Consider the following 21233-nt stretch of genomic DNA (forward strand, 5'->3'; position numbering starts at 1 on the left):
CCGGTCCCGCGTCACTGCACCGCGGTCGCCGCGCCACTGTCACCGCGCCACGGCCGAACGCGAACTGATGTGACGTCAGTTGACGTTCACCGCGGTCCAGGTGGCCGCGACCGCGTTGTACTCGGCGCTGTTCGCCCCGTACAGGTCGCTCGCCGCACTGAGGGTGGCCGCGCGGGCACCCGCGTAGTCGGTCGTGGAGGTGAAGTAGGTGGTCAGCGCCCGGTACCAGATCTGGGCCGCCTTGTCGCGCCCGATGCCCGCGAGCGTCGAGCCGTCGGACGTCGGGCTGTTGTAGTCGAACCCGTTGATCGACTTCGCGCCGCTGCCCTCGGCCAGCAGGTAGAAGAAGTGGTTCGCCACGCCCGACGAGTAGTGCACGTCGAGGTTGCCGACGTCGGCGGACCAGTAGTCGGCCGAGGAACCGTCCTTGCTCGGCTGGTCCATGTAGCGCAGCGGGCTGCCGTTGCCGTTCAGGTTGATGAGCTCGCCGATCCAGTAGTTCGGCGGGTTCGCGGGCAGCTTGGCGTACCACTCGACCATCGTGCCCATGATGTCCGAGGTGGCCTCGTTGAGGCCGCCGGACTCACCGGAGTAGTTGAGGTTGGCGGTCGCGGCGGTGACGCCGTGCGTCATCTCGTGGCCGGCCACGTCGATCTCGGTCAGCGGGTGGGTGTCGCCCTGGCCGTCGCCGTAGGTCATGCAGAAGCAGTCGTCGCTCCAGAACGCGTTGACGTAGTTGGAGCCGTAGTGCACGCGGCTCGCGGCGCCGACGCCGTCGTTGCGGATGCCGTTGCGGCTGAAGGTGTTCTTGTAGAAGTCCCACGTGGTGGCGGCGCCGAACTGGGCGTCCACGGCGGCGGATTCGCGGTTCCCGGCGGTGCCGTCGCCGAAGCTGTTGGTGCTGTTGGCGAACAGCGAGCCGCTGCCGGCGGTGCCGTTGCTCATGTCGCTGGTGGACTGGCCGCCGCGCGAGTCGTCCTTGAGCGAGTAGGAGGAGCCGCTCTGCGCCGTGTTGAGCTGGACGTTGCCGACGAAGACACCGTTGCCGGTGCCGGCCGCGGTCTCGATCTTCTCGTGGGTGGACAGCACCGCACCGGTGGCCGCGTCGGTGATGAGGACCTGGCGGCTCGGGGTGCCGTCGGCACGGGTGCCCTCGACCTGGACCCGGTAGGCCAGGCGCGGGCTGCCGTCGGTCGCCCAGACGACCAGCTCGGCGGCACCGGCCTGGTGCACGTCGGCCATCGGGGACTCGTCGGAGTCCTGCGTGACGCCCACGGTGGCGCGCACCGCGCCGGCCGCGTTGTCGGCGGCCTTGTCGGCCGGGATCCGCGGCGTGAGGCTCGGCAGGCTCAGCTGCGCCGCGACGGCCTTGTTCACGGACTTGACCGCGCCGTCCTTGGCCTGGTGGACCACCAGGTCGCCGCCGATGACGGGCAGGCCGGCGTAGGTCCGCTCGAAGCGAAGGTGGCGGGTGCCGTCGGCGTCGATCACCGCGTCCTTGGCGACCAGCTTCTCCTGGTCTCCGAGGGCGAGCTGCTTGGCCAGCGGGCCGGCCTCACCGTTCGCCACGGCGAGCACGGCGGCGTGCTGGTGGGCGGCCTGCGCCTGCGGCGCGAGGGTGGGGGCGGCCTGCGCCGCCGTGGTGCTCACCTGGATCACGCCGGTCAGCAGGGCCGTGGCCGAGAGCACGGCGACGGCTGCGAGCTTTCGCTTCACGTACGAGTCCTTCCGGGAAACCGCGCCTGTGCGCGGTAGCGCCGCGTCCCGGGGGCCGGGGTCGGCACCTGTGGGGCGGGACGGGCACTGGGTGACGTCGCCCCGTTGCGATCGAACGGCAGACCACCGAGGGGTGGGGGTGGGGGCTGCCGGTGAGGGGCTGGAAAAAAGCATGACAACCCGACAAGCGTTTTGACAGGTCTACTTCATCAAGTGGCCAGGTCCCGCCAATCGGACGGACCTCTGGCGACCCGGGCAAACCAGGACGTTCCGCCCACCCTTGCCATGGGTTACCACCCGAACGATGCCCGCCGGCCTGCGCCGATGTCGCGCCGGCCTTTCCACGGGCGGGAAATGACGGGTCGCCGGACGAGTTTTACAGGCCTGTAAAACTTTCCACACGGAGTCTTGACATCCGCTTGGCGAGGTCCCGCCACCGGTCGCGCTTGTCCGCGATGGAGGCGTCTGCTAGCCGCGCTGACTTGCGTGTTCGTCCGACTCCGGTGCGCAGTCGAAGAGTTGGGGAATCGTCGAGATTCTCCGCGCTGGTCCGTACCAATGGCGCGGGAAGGACACCCGCCGGCCCGACTGCCCCGCCGGGTGCAGCGGTGCGGGAGAGTCCCCGCCGGTCATTCGGTCGGCGGCAGTGCGAACAGGTCGCGGTCCTCGGCGAGTTGGAAGAGCAGGACGTCCTGCAAGGGCTTGGGGTCGTCGAGGACGATCCGCTGGATCTCGCCCGCGGGTGAGAGACCGTCGGGGCGGTCCAGGACGCGACGCCCGGGCAGCGGCCCGCACCCGCCGGCCCCCGCGTCCCGCAGCCCGGGGGCGAGGACGCCGTCGCGCTCCAGCAGCACGTCCACCGCGTCCGTCACGTCCCGGACGTGACGGCGCGCGTCCTCCTCGCCCGCGCCCGGGTACAGCTCGCGGAAGGCCGCCCGGGCCGCGACCAGGAAGCGTTCCGGGTCGACGACCACGACGTCGCGACGGGTCCGCACGCTGATCGTCATCCCGGCGACGGGGTGGCGCGGTTCGTCCCCGCCGGAGCCACAGTCGCAGCCGAAGCCGAAGCCACGGCCGCAGCCGCAGCCGCAGCCGCAGCCGTCGGAGCGGTCCCCGGCCGCCGCGGCCTCAGCCACTGGTGAGCCGCCACTGCTGGGTCTTCAAGCCGTCGGTGCAGGCCGTCATGGTGACGCGACTGCCCTCGCCGTTGGCGGTCAGGCACCGCGCGCCGCCGTTCTCGGCCAGCGTGTACGTGCCCGACGTGGACGCCGGCCGGACCACCCAGGCGGTCAGGTAGCTCCAGCCGGGGTTCAGCCCGACCGTGCCGTCCGTGTTCTGGACGAGCAGGGGGCCACCCTTGTTGCAGGCGTTGTAGTTGGTGTAGTCGCCCGGACCCAGCGTGCCGATCCAGCCGTACTGCGAAGCACCGCCCAGGACCGCCGGGTTGCCGGCCGACAGGTTGTCGTTCTGCAGTCCGAGCGGGAGGTGGTACGACTCGTTGACGATGCTCACCCAGTCGTTGCCGCCGCACGCGGCCGGCCTGGCCTGCGTCGGCGTCGAGGCCGACCCGCCGCCCGAGGGCGAGCCACCGCCGGACGGCGAGCCACCGCCCGCCGCGCCACCCGCCGCACCACCGGGCTGGGGTTGTGGCTGCGGATTGCCGTTGTTGGCCGGCTGGTTGCCCGTGCCGCCCGCCCCGCCCCCACCACCCGACGGGTTCGACTGACCGCCCGACGCTCCGCCTCCCGACGCCGCGCCACCCGCTGCGCCGCCGCCGACCGCGCCCCCGCCGCCACGGCCGCCACCCGACGCCGCGGCGTTGCCACCCGCGCCGTTGCCGCCACCGGGCGCCGGGACGGGCACCTGCGGCTGATTCGCCGGGTTCGGCTGCTGGTTGGGCGCGGCGGACGCGCCCGGGGTGTCGGTCGGTGGCGGGGTGGCCGCCGTCGTGGCGGCCACGGACGGGGTCGCCGCGGCGTCCGTCCCGGACGTGCCGGGGGCGCCCGGCGACACCGGGGCCGTCGCGACGGTCGGCTGGGCGCCGGGCGGCGTTTGAGCGCCCGCGCTGCCGGGGCCGCGGTCGACGAGCAGGACGGTCGCCGTGCCCACCGAGATGACGACCGGAACGATGACGGGCACCAGCATCGCGCGCCGCGACCGGCGCCGCCCCGGCTCGGTGGCCTGCTGCGGGCCCACCTTCGCGACCTCGTTCGGCGCTCCCCCGCCGGTGCCGCCGGGCGTCTCGCCCCGGCCGTCCTCGCCCCGGCCGTCCTCGCCCCGGCCGTCCTTGCCCTGCCGACGACCTGCCGGGCCTGCTGACGCCGCCTCGGCCTCCTCATCGGCAGCGGCGGCAGCAGCGGCGGCAGCGGCAGCGGCCAGAGCGCGCGTCACCACCTCCTCCGGGACCACGTCCGCGCCCGGAGCGCCGATCGCCGACCGGGCCGCGGCGGCCATGGCGGCGGCGTCGGCGTAGCGGTCCTCGGGCGCCTTCGCGAGCGCCCTCGTCACGAGGAGGCGCACCGCGGGCGGGAACGCGGCGGGCAGCTCCGGCGCGGGCTCGCGCACGTGCTTGAGCGCCACCTCCAGCACGCTGTCGCCCTCGAACGGCGGGCGCCCGGTGAGGAGTTCGAAGCCGACCACGCCGATCGAGTACAGGTCGGAGGCCGGCGCGACCCCGCCCTTGCCCTCGGCCTGCTCGGGCGCCATGTAGAGCGCGGTGCCGATGATGGCGTGCGAAGCGGTGATCTTGGTGCTGGCGACCGCGCGGGCGATGCCGAAGTCGGTGATGGTGACGTGGCCGTCGGCTCGCACCATCAGGTTCGACGGCTTGATGTCGCGGTGGACGATGCCCTGGCGGTGAGCCGCCTGCAGGGCGTCCAGCGCGGACGCGAGCAGGGCGAAGGCCCGCTCGGGGGCCATCGGGCCGTCGGCGGCGAGGACCTGGTCGAGCGGGCGGCCCTCGATCAGCTCCATCACGATGTAGGCGCAGCGCTCCGCGTCGTCCTCGTCGGCGGCGCCGCCTTCGTGCTCCGAGCCGTCCGGACGACCCTTGCCGTCCGAGCCGCTCTCGCCGTAGTCGTACACGTCGACGATCCCGGGATGGTCGATCGCGGCGACCATCTGCGCCTCGCGCCGGAAGCGTCGGACGAACGTGCCGTCCTCGAACAGCGCCGAGTGCAGGATCTTGACGGCGACCTGGCGCGCCAGCACGCCGTCGTCGGCCCGCCAGACGGTGCCCATGCCCCCGCCACCGATCCGCTCGGTGAGCGTGTAGCGCCCGCCGAGCACGGTCCCCCGTCCCGTCATCCCCTGCCCCCAGATGTCATGACCCTCCCCAGCGGGCCTTCGGGCACACAGTGTGCCAGAGGGTGCCGCGGGGTCATCACCCGCCGTACGTGGCGGTTTCGGCCGACGGCAAGGGCGTTTCGCACACGCTCGGCATACCGGGGCACACGGGTCGCACCGGGAGCCACCGGGCGTACCGGGGCGCACGCGGCGCACGCGGCGCAGCGGTCGCACCCGGCCTTCCCGGCCATCGGCGCGCCGGGCCCCTCGGCGCGCCGAGCCCTCGGTGCGCCGAGCCCTCGGTGCGCCGGGCGTGTGCGGCGGCCGAACCGGGCGCGACGGCCGCCGCGGGCGCCTGTCGACTCAGGCGCGCGCCGACTGCCGCGCGTGCTCGGCGACCTCCAACACCGCCGCCGTGACGGCCCCGGGATCGTCTGCGTGGATGAGGTGCCCCGCGCCGCGCACGACGATGTGGGTGCCGCGGGTCGCGCGCTCGGCGATGCGCGACTGCAGGATCGTCCAGCGGGTGCGCAGGACCTCCGGCAGGCCCTCGGTCGCACTGAGGACGGCCACCGGCACGTCGGTCGGCCGCGCGGCCGCGCGGCGGCGGCGGACCTCGGACACGGCGAGCGTCATCAGCCGGTTCTCGGCGACGACGGTGCGCCACTGGCGGCGGCCCGGACGCACGGCCCCGGCGCCGGGCTGGACGACCGATCGGAGCAGGCCGATCCGCACCATCGCGGCCTCGGCGGCGCGGACGGCCGGCGAGTGGAACTCCTCGTGCACCGGATCCACCAGGACCAGGCCCCCGACGAGCTCCGGCCGCTGCCAGCCGACGAGTTGGGCGAGCAGGCCGCCCCAGCCCTGCCCGGCCAGCACGCACGGACCGTCGCCGAGCCGCTCCACCAGGGCGACCAGGTCGGCGAGTTGGGTCTCCAGGGTGAGACCGGTGTCGAAGTCGCTCGCCCCGAGACCGGCCCGGTCGTACGCCACGACCCTTCCGAACCGGGCGAGTTCGGGCAGCACGGGCGCCCACGCGGAAGCCGGCGCGCCGGCGCCGCCCACCAGCACGACGGTCGGCCCTCCCTGGCCCGCCTCCACCCAGCGCAACACCCGCCCGCCGCGGTCCAGCTCGCCCTGGCGGACCCCGCCGGGGACGCGCTCCGACAGGGCCGCCACCACCGGCGCCACCGCCGCGCCGCCGTCGCGCCGCGAGCGCGAGGCCGTCCGGGTGCGCGCAGCCGCCCCCACAGTCATTTCGTGCACAGTCAGGTTCCCCCCTGGAACTCCGGTACATGAAGGTGGCGATTCGTGATGAATCGCCACCGCAGTCCGCCGTTGCGGATCGCGGCCGACGGCCGCCGTCACGGATCGCCGTCACGCACCGCCGTCACGGACGGCCATGACGCGCCGCCCGCCCGATCGGGCCGGCCGGCGACCGGCCGGCGGCGCCGGACACGCGGGTCGGTCCTCACCGCTTCGGCGGCGCCGGGCGCCTCCCCAGCCCCCCGTACGAACGGCGGCCCGGTGGCCCGGACGACGTGTGCCGCCGGACCCGACCCTGGCCACCCGGACACACCGTAACCCGAACACTTCGTGTCCGTCGCGTGAGTAATGCGCAAAGAGAAGATGTGAACGGCATGGAACGGACATCTACCGCAAATGACCACCGCGCACTGCGGGCAGGCACTGCGGGGATCCGATCGACCACGCCCAGCGCCGCCACGGCGACCGGCCCCCGCCCCGGCCGAACCGGTCGTGCCCGCACCCGGACCTGACGGGCCGGGCCGCCGGGCCACAGGACGTACGGCCGAGGGCCCGCGCGGGCGCCGGCGGGAAAGACGGGCTCAGGCGGGAAGCGTGCGCTTCAGCAGGTCGAGCAGGGCCGTCCAGTGCCGGGCGTCGGCGGCCTCGTCGTAGCGCGTGGTGTCGGCCTGCGTGAAGCCGTGCAGGGCGCCCTTGTACACCTTGGCGCGGAAGCGGACGCCGGCCTCGGTGAGCGCCTCGGCGAGGCGGGCGATCTGCTCGGGCGGCAGCGACGGGTCGTCGTCCGCGTGGCCGAAGTACAGCTCGGCGGTGATCAGATGGGCCCCGAGGTGCGGGCTGTCCGGCGTCTCGCGCGCGAGGTTCCCGCCGTGGAAGCCGGCCGCGGCGGCGACCCGGTCCGGGTGGGTGGCGGCCATGCGCAGCGCGTGCACCGCGCCCCGGCAGTACCCGGTCAGCCCGACGGGGCCGTCCTGGACGAGCGGGCACTCGTCCAACCAGGCCAGGTAGGCGTCCGCGTCGCGCCGGTTCACCTCGGGGGTGAGGGTGTCGAGCAGCGGGACGAGCTTCTCGAAGATGGCCGGGTCGTTGTCCGGGTCGATGACCTCGGGGTAGTCGATGACCGGCGCGCGCCCGTGCCGGTAGTAGGCGTTGGGGACGAGGACGGCGTACCCGGCCTCGGCCAGGCGGTCGGCCAGGTCCATCAGGTAGGGCCGGAGTCCGAAGGCGTCCATGTGGACGATGACGGCCGGGTGGGCCACTGCGTCGTCGGGATGGACGAAGTAGGCGTCGGCGACGCCGTCCGCCGTCGGGATCTCCACGGTGGTGCCGCGCACGGTCATGTTCTCGCTCCCTGTTTCTGACTGTCGGTCCGGGCGTCGTTTCGGACGGCGTTCCGGATGGCGTTCCGGACCTGCCGTCTCTCGACGCCGGGCGGCAGGGTAGCCGGTGGGCCGCCGTTTGGCCCGCGAGTTACGCGCCGGCCGTCCGGGCGGCGGGTCCGGCGGGCGGGTCGGACGGAAGGGTCGGGCGGACGGGTCGGGCGGACGGGAACGGCCGTACGACCTGGGCGCGTTGAGACCGTCATGGGGATGATCGTGGGAACGGCGGCGGTGGTGGCCGCGATCGCGGGACTGGTGCTGCTCGCGGCGCTGCAGATCAGGGACGAGGCGTCACCGCGGCGCGACCCGGAGTCCGGGGCGGGAAGCGGGAGCGCAGGTGGCGGCGGGTTCGGCCCGGGCGGCGGCATGATGGAGGAACTGCACGCGCTCTTCAGCTCCGGCAAGCAGGTCCAGATCGAGCAGCGCCGCGAGCAACTGGTGCTGCGCGACGACGAGCACGCCGGAGCGCCGCCGAACTTCGGCGTGGACCTGGAGGCGGGCGTGGCGGTGCTCCCGGGAACGCCCGCGACACCGGGACGGCCGACGGCGCCGGGGGACACCTTCGGGGGGCCGTCCGGTCAGCCGCCCCAGGTGCGGGAGCAGAGCACGAGCCGGTAGCCGTCCGGGTCGGACATCGTCACGCCGTGCGCGTCCCAGTAGGGGTTGTTGGACGTGACCCGGGTGCCGCCGGCCGCCTCCAGCCGGGCGACGAGCTCGTCGTCCACGGGCGCGCCGAGGTAGACGACGAACAGGTCGTCGACGGTCGGGGCCGGTTCCAGCGGGTGTTCCGGGTCGTGGGTGAGCTCGAAGTGCCAGCCGCCGCCCGGCGGGCCGACCATCAGCAGGTCGTGCTCGCCGGGGACGCGCTCGGTGGTGCGCCAGAGCACGTCGAGACCGAGGCCGCCGACGTAGAACCGCTCGGCCGCCGCGAGGTCCCGGGAGGGTCGGGCGATACGCACCCGCGTCGTCGCGTCGATGATCACGCGGGTGAACCTAGCAGCCACCACTGACACATCCGCAACCGACCGTCAGAGTCGTGACACCCGTTCCTCGTCGGAGGTGCGCGGGCAGGTCAGGCAGGCGACGGCGTCCGGCGCGACGGCGTAGTAGAGGCAGCAGCCGAGGCGCGTCCGCGTGGGGTGGCACCGGCCGTCGGGGGTGGGCAGGTGACGGAAGTCGGCCGCGCCGGGCAGCGGGAGCGTGCCACCGGGCAGGACCGCCCCGGCGGCGGTGACCGCCGCCTCCTCCTCGTCGAGCATCCTGCCGAGGTACCAGATCGCCGAGGCCAGGTCGTCGGTGACCATGCCCCACAGCGCGCGGTCCCTTCGGCGGGTGGGCCCCGCGAAGGCGGCGACCAGCGGTTCGGCGTGGGCGACGACGGCGGCGCGCAGCTCGGCCCGCAGCTCGTCCTCGCCGGTGGGTCCGCCAGGACGGCCGGCGTGTCCGCGCGGGCGCAGCGCGAGGTTCCCGGTGGGGGCGTGCAGCCAGAGGTCCGCGGCGTCGACGGCGGGGACGCGCCGGGCGAGGTGCCAGGGGCCGGCGATGAGCAGGCAGGCGGACCACACGTAGTGGTGCAGCAGGCGCGAGGCGGTGACGTGCGGCCGGGGCGCGCGGCCGTGGAGTTCGACGATGCGGGCTTGCTCCCCCGCGAGTGCGGCGGCCAGGGCCTCTTCGTCGCGGGCCAGTTGGGCGCCGGAGTACCAGCCGTCGGTGGCGGACGGATCGGGGTCTGCCGGACCGAGCACGCGCAGGTCGAGCGCGGGGCAGAGGTCGCACAGGCGCCGGTAGTCCGCGAGCAGCGCCAGTGCGGGTCGTGCGGCCGACTCGGGCGCCGGGACCCGCGCGGGCGAGGCGAGCGGGACCGACGGCACCGGCGACGCGGGCGACGCGGGCGACGCAGCGGGCATGGGTGGTCCGGGGATCATCGCAACTCCCGAGCTCTGCGGGCGAGGATCGGATAAGGTGAGGCTCACCTTACAGACTTTCACTCCGCCCGCGACACACCATCCGAGCGGCGCCCCGCCGCGCTCCACTCCGGCCCCGCCGCCCCCCGCCGGTGCCCACCAGCAGCCGTCGGGCGACATGTCCGTTTTGTCAACGGTTGACGAACTTAGGCAAAGCTAACCTAAGATCGACCCGTGTTGAGAACCGATCCGACGGCTTCCACGGCCCCCGCGACACCCCGGCGCCCGCTGCTCCGACAGCCCCTGCTGCTGGCCGCCGGCCTGTGCGCGCTCGTGGTGTGCGCCGCGCTGAGCCTCGCGCTCGGCTCGCGCTCGATCCCGCTGTCCACCGTGGCCGACGCCCTGACCGGGACCGCCCACGGCGGTGACGCCGACGTGGTGACGGGCCTTCGGGTCCCGCGCACCCTCATCGGGCTGGCGGTCGGGGCGGCGCTCGGCGTGGCCGGCGCCGTCGCCCAGGGCGTCACCCGCAACCCGCTGGCCTCGCCGGTCACCCTCGGCATCAACGCGGGCGCGAGCCTCGCCGTGGTCGCCGCGATCTACACCCTCGACCTCGCCCGGCCGGCCCAGTACGTCTGGTTCGCCTTCGCCGGCGCGGCCGTCGCCGCCGTCGCCGCCTACGCGATGTCCCGGCGTGGCGGGGACCTCGACCCGGTCCGGCTCGCGCTCGGCGGCACGGTGCTCACCGTCGTGCTCACGTCGTGGACCTCGGCGCTGATGCTGGCCAGTCACCGCACGCTCGACGAGGCCCGGTTCTGGCTGGCCGGCTCGATCGCCGGACGGCAGCTGGACACCCTCACCCCCGTCCTGCCCTTCCTCGCGGTCGGCCTGCTCGGCGCGTTCGCGATCTCCCCCGCGCTCAACGCGCTGGCCCTCGGCGACGAGGCGGCCCAGTCGCTCGGCGTGCCGGTGGCCCGGATCCGGGTGGCCGGCGGGCTCGCCGTCGTCCTGCTGGCGGGCGGCGCGGTCGCCGTAGCCGGACCGGTGGCGTTCATCGGACTGGCCGCCCCGCACCTCGTCCGCCCGCTCCTCGGCAACGACCACCGCTGGCTGCTGCCCGGCTGTCTGATCGCCGGTCCGCTGCTGCTGCTCGCGGCCGACGTGCTCGGGCGGCTCGTGGTCCGCCCGTCCGAGATCGAGGTCGGCATCGTCACCGCCTTCCTCGGCGCGCCGCTGCTCGCGGTGCTGGCCCGGAAGGTGGCCCGGTGACCGCTATCGCCACCGCCCCCACGGGCGCGCTCACCCGACGCCGCGTCCGCACCGCCGCCTGGTCGGTGCTGGCCGCCACCCTGGTCGTGCTCCTGACCGGCATCGCCCTCGGCACCGGGCAGGTCGGCATCTCCGCGTGGGACGCGCTGCGCGCCCTCGTCGGTCAGGGCACGCCCGGGGACGTCCTCGTCGTGCAGGAGTTCCGGGCGCCGCGCGTCGTCTCCGCGCTGATCGCGGGCGCCGGACTGGCCATGGCCGGCTCGATGCTCCAGCGCCTCTTCCGCAACCCGCTGGCCTCCCCCGACACCATCGGCGTCACCGGCGGCGCGTCCTTCGGCGCGGTGCTCATGCTCGCCACCGGCGCCTCGCAGCAGCTGATCCCGCTCGCTGCGCTCGGTGGCGGACTGCTCGCCGCGCTCCTCCTCGGCGGCTTCGCGTGGCGCTCCAAGATGGCCGTGACCCGGCTGGTCCTGGTCGGTCTGGCGGTCCAGCAGGGCCTGGCCGCCGCCGTGAACCTGATGATCGTACGGTTCCCGGCCGAGCTCGCCTCCTCCGCGATGCAGTGGACCACCGGTTCCCTCTACGGCCGCTCCTGGACCGAGGTCTCGATCGGCGGCACCGCCGTCGGACTCACCGCCGCCGCCGTCGTGCTCTGCCAGCGCCGCGTCGCCGTCCTCGACCTCGGCGACGACTCCGCCGGCGGCCTCGGGCTCGACCCCGGCCGCGACCGGATGTGGCTGCTGCTGCTCACCATCACCCTCGCCTCGCTCGCCGCCGCCCTCACCGGGCCGGTCGCCTTCGTCGCGCTCGCCGTCCCGCACCTGGTGCGGCTGCTCGCCGGGCCGCCCACCCTCGGCACGCTCGGACTCACCGCCCTCACCGGCGCCGTCCTGCTGCTCGGAGCCGACCTCCTCGTGCTCCACGTGATCCCCGTCCACGGTCTGCCGGTCGGTGCCGTCACCGCCACCCTCGGCGCCCCCTGGCTCCTGGTGCTGATGATCCGCCAGGGCCGGCTTCCCCAGAGGAGCAGCTGATGACCGCCCCCGAGACGCCCCTCGTCGAGCAGACGCTCACGAAGGCACCCGCGAATGCGGCCGAGAAGACGACCTCGAAGACGACCGCGAAGACGACCACGAAGACGACCGACAGAACGGCTGCCGGCGACACGAACCGCCTGGCCACCCACGGGCTCGGCCTGCGCTACGGCGACCGCGTGATCGTCGACGGACTCGACCTCGAACTGCCCGGCGGCGCCGTCACCGCCATCGTCGGCCCCAACGCGTGCGGCAAGTCCACCCTGCTGCGCGGGCTCGTCCGGCTCCTCGACCCGGCCGCCGGGACCGTCACCCTCGACGGCTGCGACATCCACCGGATGCCCTCCCGGGCGCTCGCCAAGCGGCTCGGCCTCCTCCCCCAGCAGCCGGTCACGCCCGAGGCGATCACCGTCGAGTCGCTGGTGCGGCTCGGGCGCTACCCGCACCAGCGGATGCTCAGCCCGTGGTCCCAGGCCGACCAGGCCGCCGTCGAGGACGCCCTCGCCCGGACCGGCACCGCCGAACTGCGCGACCAGCAGGTCGACCGGCTCTCCGGCGGGCAGCGCCAGCGCGCCTGGATCGCGCTCGCGCTCGCCCAGGACACCGACCTCCTGCTCCTCGACGAACCGACCACCTTCCTCGACCTGCGCCACCAGCTCGACGTCCTCGACCTCGTCGCCGACCTGCACGAGGAGGCCGGGCGCACCGTCGTCATGGTGCTGCACGACCTCGGGCAGGCCGCCCGGTACGCCGACCACCTCGTCGTCCTCAAGGACGGGCGGCTCGCCGCCGCCGGGGCACCGTCGGAGGTGCTGACGGCCGAGCTGGTGGAGGCCGTCTTCCAGGTGCCCTGCCGGGTGGTGCCCGACCCGGAGACGGGCACGCCGCTCGTCGTGCCGCGGGCGCGGGGCCGTGCTCGCGCTCGGGCGTCGACCGCGCTCTGACACCTGCGTTTCCCCCACTGTCCCCCGTTCTCCGTCCCCCCTGTTCTCCGCTCGACCCGATCCAAGGATTCCGATGAACCGCCGACTGCCCGCCGCCGTCCTCGCCGCCACGCTCTCCACCGCGCTGCTCGCCGCCTGCGCCAGCAACGGGGACGGCGCCAAGACGGGCGGCGACTCCTCCTCCTCGTCCGCCTCCGCCGGCACCGCCGGCACCGCCGGCACCGCTGCGGGCTTCCCGCGCAGCGTCAAGCACGCGGCCGGCACCGCCGAGATCAAGAGCCGGCCCAAGCGCGTCGTGGTCCTGGACAGCGGCGAGCTGGACGACGTCACCCTGCTCGGCATCACGCCGGTCGGCGCCGTGTCCCCGCACATGAAGACCGAGGGCGGCTTCCCGGACTACCTCAAGGACAAGATCAAGGACACCAAGGACGTCGGCCCGATGAACGAGCCGAACCTGGAGCTGATCGCCTCCCTCAAGCCCGACCTGATCCTGTCCTCCAAGGTCCGCCACGCCAAGGTCTACGACCAGCTGAACGCGATCGCGCCGACCGTCCTCGCCGAGACCACGGGCTTCCCGTGGAAGGAGAACCTCGCCCTCTACGCCCAGGCCCTCGGCAAGGAGGACGAGGCGAAGCAGGCACTCGCCGACTACCAGGCACGGGCCGCCAAGCTCGGCGAGGAGATCAAGGCCAAGAACGGCGGCACGATGCCGACCGCATCCGTGGTCCGCTTCGTGGCCGGGCCGACCCGCCTGTACGCGAAGGCGTCCTACAGCGGCGTCGTGCTCAAGGACGTCGGCCTCGCCCGCCCGGCCTCGCAGGACGTCGACAAGAACATCGTCGAGGTCAGCACCGAGCAGATCAACCAGGCCGACGCCGACCTGGTGTTCGTCACGACGGCCGACGACCCGTCGAAGACCAAGGAGAGCGAGGTCCAGCAGACGGCGGTCTGGCAGGGCCTGAACGCCGTGAAGAACAACAAGGTGTTCACCGTCCCGGACGAGACCTGGATGTCCGGCATCGGCGTCCAGGCCGCCGACGCCATGCTCGTCGACATCGCCAAGGCCGCCGGCGTCGACGCCCCGAAGTAGCCGACGGCCCGGCCGGATGCCGGGGCAGATGACAGATGACAGATGACGGCGAACAGATAACAGATTTCGAAATCTGTCATCTGTCATCTGTTCGCCGTCGCCTGCCCCGGCCAGCGCCACCCTCCGCCGTCCGCCGCCACTCGCCCGCCACCACCCCAGCGAGGACCTCTCACACCATGCGGCTCTACCTGCTCGCCCTCAACCCCACCGACTCGGTCACCGCCGGCTTCCTGCCCGCCGCAGCCCGACTCGGGCTCGACGTGACCGTGCTCACCGACTGCGCCGAACCCCACCGGCAGGCCTACGCCGCACTGCCGTTCGCCGCGCCCGAGGTACTGGAGTGCGATGTCCGGGACTTCCGCGCCGTGGTCAGCCTGGTCTCGCGCCACCACGCGCCCGACGCGGTCTTCAGCAACAGCGACCACCTCCAGACCCAGACCGCCCTCGCCGCCGAGTACTTCGGCCTGCCCGCCAAGGACTGGAAGGCCGCCCTGCGCGCCAAGGACAAGGGCCAGCTGCGCCGCCACCTCGCCCTCACCGGCCAGGACGCCGTCTGGTCCGCCGAGTTGGCCCCCGGCCAGGACCCGGCCGAGCTGGACCCGCCGTTCCCGTGCGTGGTCAAGCCCCGCGAGGGCGTCGCCAGCGAGGACGTCACGCTCGTCACCGACGCCGCCGAACTCGCCCAGCGCTGCAAGGAGATCCAGCACCGCAGGGCCGGCGCCACCCTGCTCGTCGAGGAGTTCCTGGACGGACAGCTCTGCACCCTGGAGACACTCGGCGACGGCCGCGTCCGCCACGTCCTCGGCGGCTTCCGCACCCGACTCTCGCCTCCCCCGGACTTCATCGAGGAGGTCCTGGAGTTCGTCCCCGCGCACCCCGCGGCCGTCGTCCGCCAGGTCCTCGCCCAGCTCGACGCGCTCGGCGTCGGACTCGGCGCCTGCCACACCGAGTTCGTCGTCCAGCCGGACGGCCGCGCCCGGATCATCGAGGTCAACTACCGCGCCATCGGCGACCAGTGCGACCTCATGCTCGCCGAGATCCTCGGGATCCCGCTCTTCGAGCACATCCTGAGCGTCCACCTCGGCCGCGAACTCCCCTCCAACCTGGCCGATCTGTGCGCCGCCACCCCGCGCCGCGCCCGCAACGAGGTGGTCTGCGCCGACCGCGCCGGCGTCCTGACCACCGCCCCCACCCCGTACGACGAGGACCGCGACGGCGTCCGGCTCGCCTACCGGCCGCTGCGCCGCCTCGGCGAGCGGCACGAGCACTACCGCACCAACCGCGACTACCTGGGAGTCATCTGGGCCGTCGGCGAGGACCAGGGCGCCGTCGACGCCGCCGTCGCCCGCTTCCTCGCCGCCAACCGCTGGGAGATCACCCCGTGACCGCCGCCGAGCAGCTCACCATCCGCGTCCTCTCCGCCCTCGTCCGCGAGGACGTCCTCGGCCTGCGCACCCGCGGCACGGTCGAGCACCGGGCGGACGGCCCCTGGCTCGTCCTCGCCGACGTCGCGCTCGCCGTGCCCGTCACCCCCGAGGGCTTCCAGTCCGAGTACGCGGCGCGCCTGCCCCTCGTCGACCTCGCCGGGCGCCAACTCACCGCCCTGGACGCCATCGTGGCGAATCTCACCGAGCTGGCCGACCCCGAGGACCGGCCCGGCTGGAGCGCCCTCGGCGAGGAGTGCCGCCAGACCCTCGCCACCATGGAACTGCACGAACAGGTCCGGCCCGAGGTGCACGCGCGGCTCACCGATCTCTACGGCGACGACCCGGCCGCCTGGACCGGCGCCGCCGCGAGCCTCGGCCACGACACCCTCGCCGGCTACCTGGACCACCCGGTCTACCCGACCGCGCGCGGACGGTCCGGTCTCGGCGAGGCCGAACTGCGCGCCTTCGCGCCGGAGTTCCACCCCGCCTTCGAGCTGCGGTGGCTGGCGGTGCCCACCGGGGCCGTCACCGCCCACGGCACCGAAGCGCTCCCCGACTGGTGGCCCACCCCGGCCTGGCTCGGCCTCGGCGACGCCTGCCCCGGCGCCGGCTGGACGACCCTGCCCGTGCACCCGCTCACCGTCGGCGCCCCGCTCGACGAGGCGCTCGCTGCCACCGGCCTGGCCGGCCGCGCGATCCTCGCCGACCGCCCGTACCTCACGGTCGTGCCCACGCTGTCCATGCGCACCCTCGCCGTCGCCGACGATCCCGCGTGCCACCTCAAACTCCCGCTCGCCACCGCCAGCCTGGGTCGGCTCAACCGCCGCACCATCAAGCCCGGCACCCTGGTCGACGGCGCCGCCGGACAGCGCCTGATCGAGGCCGTGCTGGCCCGCGAACCGCGCTTCGCCGGGCGGATCCTGCACGCCGACGAGCAGACCTACGCCCACGCCGGGCACGAGCTGCTCGCCGTGCTGCTGCGCCGTTACCCGGCCGGGCTCGACCGGTCCGTCACCGTCCCGCTCGCCTCCCTGCTGGCTCCCGCGCCCGGCGGCCGGCTCGTCATCGACCACCTCGCCGACCGCTTCCACGGCGGCGACCCGGTCGCCCTCTACGACGACCTGCTGCAGCTGCTCCTCGACTGGCAGACCACGCTGTTCGGCTACGGCATCGCGCTGGAGTCGCACCAGCAGAACACCTCCCTCATCCTCGACGAGGACGGCCTGCGCCTCCTCTACAAGGACGACGACGGCCCGCGTGTCCACACCGGTCGCCTGACGGCCACGCTCGGTGAACTCGCCCCCCGCGCCTCCGAGTTCGATGACACGCGGATCTTCGGCGAGGACGACCGGGCGCTGACCGACCTGTTCATCACCATCACCGGCCACCTCTGCACCGCCTCGCTCGCCTTCGGCCTCGCCCACCACGGCCGCGCCGAACTCGGCGACACCCTGGCCCTGTTGCGCAAGCGCCTCGCCGAAGCCGTCGACCGCCTCGGAACGACGGGCGCTCCCCTCCGCGCGAGCCTGCTGGACGCCGAACGCCTCCCCGTCAAGGCCATGGTCACCGCCGGGACCCTGCTCACCAAGCAGCGCTCGGGCGCCGCCGACATCAACAAGCACTACACGAGCGGCCCCAACTACCTCCTGGTGAACGGGCTCCCGCGGTGACCGCGGACGTGGAGGCGCTGCCGCAGCCGAGGATCGTCGAGGCCGGCCGCTCCGAGGGGATCGGCCGCCGCCAGGTGCACGCCGTCGCGGCCTGCTACTTCGTCGCGTCCTTCGCCGCGCTCGGCCTGCCGCCCTACCTGACCGCGATCCTGCCCACGCTCGGCGACGCGCAGGCCCGCTGGGCCGGCGTGCTCTACATCGTGCCGACCGTGTTCAGCGCACTCGGCGCCCCGCTGTGGGGCCGGCTCGCCGACCGGTTCGGCCGCAAGCGCCTGCTGCTGCGCGCCCAACTAGGGCTCACCGTCTCGTTCCTGCTCGCCGGCGCGGCCAACAGCCTGCCCGCGTTCACCGTCGCGCTCGTCCTCCAGGGCTTCCTCGGCGGCACCTTCGCGGCCACCAACGGCTACCTCGCCGCCGCGCTCGACGGGCCGAGGCTCTCCCGGGCGCTCACCCTGATGCAGGGAAGCGCGCGCGCGGCACTCGTCGCCGCCCCGATCCTGGTCGGCGCGCTGTCCCCGTGGATCGACCCGCACCGCCAGTACCTGGTGATGGCCGTACTCCCGCTCGCCGCGGCCCTGTTGCTGTCGATGCTGCCCGAGCCCAAGGCGGCGCGGCCGGCCGCCGGGGCCACCACCGACGGGCCGGCGAGCGGGACCGGGGCCGCGCACAGGGCGCCGGTCTCCCTCCGGCCGCTCTACGCCTTCGAGTTCACCTTCGTCTTCGCCACCGTCATCTCCTTCCCCTACCTGATCACGCTGGCCCAGCAGCGCCTGCCGGGCGTCTCCGGCATCACCACCGGCGTGCTCTTCGCCCTGCCGCACCTGTGCTATCTGGTGTTCGCGGCCCGCACCCACACCATCTTCCACACTCGCCCGCACACCGGGATCGCCCTCGGCTTCGCCTGCGTCACCGTCGGCCTGGCCGGACACGCCGTCGCCTACTCCCTGCCGGTGTTCGTCGCCGTGCGGCTCCTGCTCGGCGCCGGGCTCACGCTCGGCCTGGTCAGCCTCGCCGTCCTCGCCGCCCGCGCCGCCAAGGGCCGCCGGCCCGGCCGGATGTTCGGCACCCTCGAACTCGTCTCCAAGGGCGGCGCCGTCGCCGCCGGCGCCGTCGCCGCGCTGGCCAACGACCGGTTCGGTGCCGCCGCCCCCGTGGTCGCCGGCACCGCCGCCGCCCTGCTCGCCGCGCTCGCGGCCACCGCACTCACCCTCCCGTCCGCCCGTCAGCGCTGGAGTCGCCGATGATCCACGAACTGCCCACCGCCGACGACGCGGTGGCCCACACCCTGCTCAACTGCCTGCTGCGCGAGGTCTCCGCCCCCGAGCACCAGACGGCCGTCACCGACAACCGCCTCCAGATCCGCCTCCCCCGCCGCGGTGTCCTCCTGCGCGCAGCCCTGCGCCGCACCTCCCTGCTCGGCGCGCACCGCTTCACCGGCCCGGTCGAGATCGAACGCTCCGGCGGCTGGCAGGAATTGGACTGGCGCGAGCTCGCCGAACACGTCCAGGGCGAACTCGAACTGCGCACCGGCACCGTGAACGAGGAGTTCACCGACCAGGTCGCCTCCAGCCACGAAGGCGTCCGCGCGGGGTTGGCGGACCGGCCGGCCGGCGGGCGGGACCGCTACCTCGACTCCGAGCAGGCCCTGCTGTTCGGGCACCGCTTCCACCCCGCGCCCAAGTCCCGCTCGGCCGCCCGGGGCGACTGGCGCGACTACGCGCCGGAGTCGCGCGCCGCGTTCCGGCTGCGCCACCTGGCCGTCCGCGAGGAACTGCTGGCCGGACACTCACTCGACGCCGCCTCGACCGCGCTGCTCGACGGGCTCGGTGAGGTGCCGGCCGGCTACCGGCTGCTGCCCGCCCACCCCTGGCAGTACCAGCTCATCGGCGACCACCCGCTGTTGCGCGGCGCCCTGGCCAGCGGCGACGTGCTCGACCTCGGTCCGCGCGGCGAGGACTTCGCCGCCACCGCGTCGGTGCGCACCCTCTACGGCGCGGACGCGTTCCTGAAGTTCAGCCTCAACGTCCGGATCACCAACTGCCTGCGCAAGAACTCCGCGTACGAGCTGACCGGCGCCGTCACCCTCACCCGGGTGCTCGCCCCCGCGCTCGCCGACCTCGCCCGGCGCTTCCCCGACGCCGCGATGCTCCGTGAACCCGCCTACCGCACACTGGCGTTGCCCGGCGCGGACGGCCGACCGGACCAGTCGCTGTTCGAGGGCTTCGGACTCATCGTCCGCGAGGGCCTCGGCGGCGTCCTGCGACCCGGCGTCACACCGCTGCTCGCGGCGGCCGTCGCCGACGAACATCCGACGAGCTCCGCGCACATCTCCCGTCTGCTGGACGAAAGTTCGGACGGTCACCAGGCCCTCGACTGGTGGCGCGCCTACCTGCGCCTGCTCGTCCCGCCGGTGCTGGCCGCCTACTTCGACCACGGCGTCGTCCTCGAACCCCACCTGCAGAACGTCCTCATCGGCGTCGACTCCGCCGGTCACCCCGCGCAGGTGCTCTTCCGCGACCTCGAGGGCACCAAGCTCGTCCCCGAGCAGAACGCCGCCCTGCTGGCGGCCCTGCCGCCCGAGGTCGCCGGCCCGATGACGTACGACGCCGAGCGCGGCTGGGACCGGGTCGTCTACTGCCTCCTGGTCAACCACGTCGCCGAACTGCTCGCCGCGCTCGCCGACCGTCACCCGGAGCTCGAGTGCGCCCTCTGGCAGACGGTCCGGGACACCCTGGAGGAGTACGCGGCCGCCCACGGCCGCCCGCCGCGCCTGCGCGCGCTGCTCGCCGGCGTCCCGCTGCCCGCGAAGGCCAACCTGTTGACCCGCTGGGAGCGCAAGGCCGACCGCGAGGCCGGATACGTGCGGCTGCCGTCGCCGCTCGCCGGATCCGTGCTCGCGCAAGCCGCCCGGATGCCCTTCACCGTCCCCGTCGGGAGCGCCCGATGACCGAGTCCGTCCGCCGACACGTCGCCGGGCTGGCCCCCGACGAACTCCCCTCCTACGTCTACGACCTGGCCGCCCTGCGCGACCACGCCGCGGCCGTGCGGGCCGCCCTGCCCGAGCGGGTCGAGCTCTACTACGCCGCCAAGGCCAACCCCGAGGCGCCGGTGCTGACCGCCCTCGGTGAGGCCGTCGACGGCTACGAGGTCTCCAGCGGAGGCGAGTTGGCGCACGTACGGGCGGCCGTGCCCGGCGCTCCCCTCGCCTTCGGCGGGCCCGGGAAGACCCCCGCCGAGATCGTGGCCGCCGTCGACGCGGGCGTGCACCGCTGGCACGTCGAGAGCGAGCAGGAGCTCCACCGGCTGGCCGCCGTCCTCGCGGACCGGCCCGGCATGGTGGTCGACGTGTTGCTGCGCGTCAACCTTCCCGTCCGCACCGGCACACTGGACGCCGTGGCGCTCGCGATGGGCGGACGGCCGACGCCGTTCGGGCTCGACCCGGACTGCGCCGAGGAATGCGTCCGCCTCCTCACCGACGGTGGCCCGATCGGCCGGCAGCTGCGCCTGCGCGGGGTGCACGCGCACCTCGCCAGCGGCCTGGCAGCGACGGAACACCTCGCCCTGGCGGAAGGGATCGTGGCGTGGTCGGCCGCCCTGGCCGACCGGCACGGCTTCCCGCTGGACGAGGTCAACGTCGGCGGCGGCATGGCCGTCGACTACGACGATCCGGGCCACCGCTTCGACTGGACGGCCTTCGGCGACGGGCTCGCCAAGCTGCTCGACGCCCACCCAGGGCTGATCCTGCGGATCGAGCCCGGCCGCGCGCTCACGGCGTACTGCGGCTGGTACGCGACCGAAGTGCTGGACGTGAAGGGCAGCCACGGCGAGGACTTCGCGGTCCTCCGCGGCGGCACCCACCACCTGCGGACCCCGGCCACGCGCGGCCACTCGCAGCCCTTCGAGGTCCTGGCGGTGGAGGCGTGGCCACACCCGTGGCCGCGCCCGGCGGTGACCACCGGCCGCGCCACGCTCACCGGCCAGCTCTGCACCCCGAAGGACGTCCTCGCGCGTGCCGCCGAGGGCGCCGACGGCCTGCGGACGGCGGACCGGGTGCTGTTCGCGATGGCGGGCGCGTACGCCTGGAACATCTCGCACCACGAGTTCCTGATGCACCCCCACCCGGGCTTCCACTACCTGGGTGGCTGACCGGACACCGGCGCCCGCGGAAGAGAGCCGACGGCGAACAGATGACAGCTGACAGATAACAGATTTCGAAATCTGTTATCTGTCAGCTGTCAGTCGTCACCCC

Annotated in this window: 17 protein-coding genes; 10 read left to right on the forward strand and 7 right to left on the reverse strand. The window is 74.1% G+C overall.

The features are described 5' to 3' along the window. Positions 1 to 75 precede the first annotated feature (75 nt). The 5 genes from PUR71_RS31975 to PUR71_RS31995 all read right to left on the reverse strand — a co-directional run bounded on the left by PUR71_RS31975 (position 76) and on the right by PUR71_RS31995 (position 7607). Positions 76 to 1716 (reverse strand): M4 family metallopeptidase, encoded by a 1641-nt coding sequence (locus PUR71_RS31975; protein ID WP_329930667.1) that lies wholly within the window; start codon positions 1714 to 1716, stop codon positions 76 to 78. Positions 1717 to 2345: 629 nt separating this feature from the next. Next, on the reverse strand, positions 2346 to 2852 hold the full coding sequence (locus PUR71_RS31980; RefSeq protein ID WP_329930668.1) for a hypothetical protein: 507 nt from the start codon (positions 2850 to 2852) through the stop codon (positions 2346 to 2348). After that, positions 2845 to 5022 (reverse strand): protein kinase domain-containing protein, encoded by a 2178-nt coding sequence (locus PUR71_RS31985; protein ID WP_329930669.1) that lies wholly within the window; start codon positions 5020 to 5022, stop codon positions 2845 to 2847. Before PUR71_RS31985 ends, PUR71_RS31980 begins: the two co-directional genes overlap by 8 nt. A 342-nt stretch (positions 5023 to 5364) precedes the next feature. Further along, positions 5365 to 6258, reverse strand: a complete 894-nt coding sequence (locus PUR71_RS31990) for an alpha/beta fold hydrolase (RefSeq protein WP_329930670.1) — start codon at positions 6256 to 6258, stop codon at positions 5365 to 5367. Positions 6259 to 6848: 590 nt separating this feature from the next. Then, the gene (locus PUR71_RS31995) at positions 6849 to 7607 is read right to left on the reverse strand and encodes a dienelactone hydrolase family protein (RefSeq protein WP_329930671.1); all 759 of its coding nucleotides are present in this window, start codon (positions 7605 to 7607) and stop codon (positions 6849 to 6851) included. A 249-nt stretch (positions 7608 to 7856) separates the two neighbouring features. On the opposite strand from PUR71_RS31995, the gene PUR71_RS32000 reads away from it, so the two are divergent. After that, positions 7857 to 8264 (forward strand): DUF6191 domain-containing protein, encoded by a 408-nt coding sequence (locus PUR71_RS32000; protein WP_329930672.1) that lies wholly within the window; start codon positions 7857 to 7859, stop codon positions 8262 to 8264. Here PUR71_RS32000 and PUR71_RS32005 read toward each other — a convergent pair. Together PUR71_RS32005 and PUR71_RS32010 are read right to left on the reverse strand one after the other, a co-directional pair. Then, positions 8225 to 8629: a VOC family protein gene (locus tag PUR71_RS32005; protein ID WP_329930673.1), complete on the reverse strand. Its 405-nt coding sequence runs from the start codon at positions 8627 to 8629 to the stop codon at positions 8225 to 8227. The two genes, PUR71_RS32000 and PUR71_RS32005, sit on opposite strands and share 40 nt — an antisense overlap. 45 nt (positions 8630 to 8674) lie before the next feature. Continuing rightward, entirely contained in the window at positions 8675 to 9553 is an 879-nt protein-coding gene (locus PUR71_RS32010) for a (2Fe-2S)-binding protein (RefSeq protein WP_329930674.1), read from the reverse strand. A 234-nt stretch (positions 9554 to 9787) separates the two neighbouring features. Between PUR71_RS32010 and PUR71_RS32015 the strand changes: the two genes are divergently transcribed. The 9 genes from PUR71_RS32015 to PUR71_RS32055 all read left to right on the forward strand — a co-directional run bounded on the left by PUR71_RS32015 (position 9788) and on the right by PUR71_RS32055 (position 21130). Continuing rightward, the gene (locus PUR71_RS32015) at positions 9788 to 10819 is read left to right on the forward strand and encodes a FecCD family ABC transporter permease (RefSeq protein WP_443077658.1); all 1032 of its coding nucleotides are present in this window, start codon (positions 9788 to 9790) and stop codon (positions 10817 to 10819) included. After that, entirely contained in the window at positions 10816 to 11853 is a 1038-nt protein-coding gene (locus PUR71_RS32020) for a FecCD family ABC transporter permease (protein WP_443077640.1), read from the forward strand. The genes PUR71_RS32015 and PUR71_RS32020 overlap by 4 nt, the downstream gene beginning before the upstream one ends. Continuing rightward, on the forward strand, positions 11853 to 12797 hold the full coding sequence (locus PUR71_RS32025) for an ABC transporter ATP-binding protein (protein ID WP_329930675.1): 945 nt from the start codon (positions 11853 to 11855) through the stop codon (positions 12795 to 12797). The genes PUR71_RS32020 and PUR71_RS32025 overlap by 1 nt, the downstream gene beginning before the upstream one ends. A gap of 73 nt (positions 12798 to 12870) precedes the next feature. Further along, positions 12871 to 13887, forward strand: a complete 1017-nt coding sequence (locus PUR71_RS32030; protein ID WP_329930676.1) for an ABC transporter substrate-binding protein — start codon at positions 12871 to 12873, stop codon at positions 13885 to 13887. A gap of 176 nt (positions 13888 to 14063) precedes the next feature. Continuing rightward, positions 14064 to 15272 (forward strand): ATP-grasp domain-containing protein, encoded by a 1209-nt coding sequence (locus PUR71_RS32035; RefSeq protein ID WP_329930677.1) that lies wholly within the window; start codon positions 14064 to 14066, stop codon positions 15270 to 15272. Continuing rightward, a complete protein-coding gene (locus PUR71_RS32040; RefSeq protein WP_329930678.1) occupies positions 15269 to 16984 on the forward strand; it encodes an IucA/IucC family protein in 1716 nt (571 codons plus the stop codon). The genes PUR71_RS32035 and PUR71_RS32040 overlap by 4 nt, the downstream gene beginning before the upstream one ends. Then, positions 16981 to 18228: an MFS transporter gene (locus PUR71_RS32045; protein ID WP_443077641.1), complete on the forward strand. Its 1248-nt coding sequence runs from the start codon at positions 16981 to 16983 to the stop codon at positions 18226 to 18228. Before PUR71_RS32040 ends, PUR71_RS32045 begins: the two co-directional genes overlap by 4 nt. After that, positions 18225 to 19931 (forward strand): IucA/IucC family protein, encoded by a 1707-nt coding sequence (locus PUR71_RS32050; RefSeq protein WP_329930679.1) that lies wholly within the window; start codon positions 18225 to 18227, stop codon positions 19929 to 19931. The genes PUR71_RS32045 and PUR71_RS32050 overlap by 4 nt, the downstream gene beginning before the upstream one ends. Then, positions 19928 to 21130 carry a type III PLP-dependent enzyme gene (locus tag PUR71_RS32055; RefSeq protein WP_329930680.1) on the forward strand — a complete coding sequence of 401 codons (1203 nt, stop codon included), beginning with the start codon at positions 19928 to 19930 and terminating at the stop codon, positions 21128 to 21130. Before PUR71_RS32050 ends, PUR71_RS32055 begins: the two co-directional genes overlap by 4 nt. Positions 21131 to 21233: the final 103 nt, after the last annotated feature.

This window comes from Streptomyces sp. SP17BM10 (assembly GCF_036322405.1).
Lineage (GTDB): Bacteria > Actinomycetota > Actinomycetes > Streptomycetales > Streptomycetaceae > Kitasatospora.

What these genes read in the sequence shown, in the direction of transcription:
- PUR71_RS31985 (WP_329930669.1), bottom strand. Translation starts at nt 5,022, where the DNA reads ATGACGGGACGGGGGACCGTGCTCGGCGGGCGCTACACGCTCACCGAG.
- PUR71_RS31990 (WP_329930670.1), bottom strand. Translation starts at nt 6,258, where the DNA reads ATGACTGTGGGGGCGGCTGCGCGCACCCGGACGGCCTCGCGCTCGCGG.
- PUR71_RS31995 (WP_329930671.1), bottom strand. Translation starts at nt 7,607, where the DNA reads ATGACCGTGCGCGGCACCACCGTGGAGATCCCGACGGCGGACGGCGTC.
- PUR71_RS32000 (WP_329930672.1), top strand. Translation starts at nt 7,857, where the DNA reads ATGATCGTGGGAACGGCGGCGGTGGTGGCCGCGATCGCGGGACTGGTG.
- PUR71_RS32010 (WP_329930674.1), bottom strand. Translation starts at nt 9,553, where the DNA reads ATGCCCGCTGCGTCGCCCGCGTCGCCCGCGTCGCCGGTGCCGTCGGTC.
- PUR71_RS32025 (WP_329930675.1), top strand. Translation starts at nt 11,853, where the DNA reads ATGACCGCCCCCGAGACGCCCCTCGTCGAGCAGACGCTCACGAAGGCA.
- PUR71_RS32030 (WP_329930676.1), top strand. Translation starts at nt 12,871, where the DNA reads ATGAACCGCCGACTGCCCGCCGCCGTCCTCGCCGCCACGCTCTCCACC.
- PUR71_RS32035 (WP_329930677.1), top strand. Translation starts at nt 14,064, where the DNA reads ATGCGGCTCTACCTGCTCGCCCTCAACCCCACCGACTCGGTCACCGCC.
- PUR71_RS32050 (WP_329930679.1), top strand. Translation starts at nt 18,225, where the DNA reads ATGATCCACGAACTGCCCACCGCCGACGACGCGGTGGCCCACACCCTG.
- PUR71_RS32055 (WP_329930680.1), top strand. Translation starts at nt 19,928, where the DNA reads ATGACCGAGTCCGTCCGCCGACACGTCGCCGGGCTGGCCCCCGACGAA.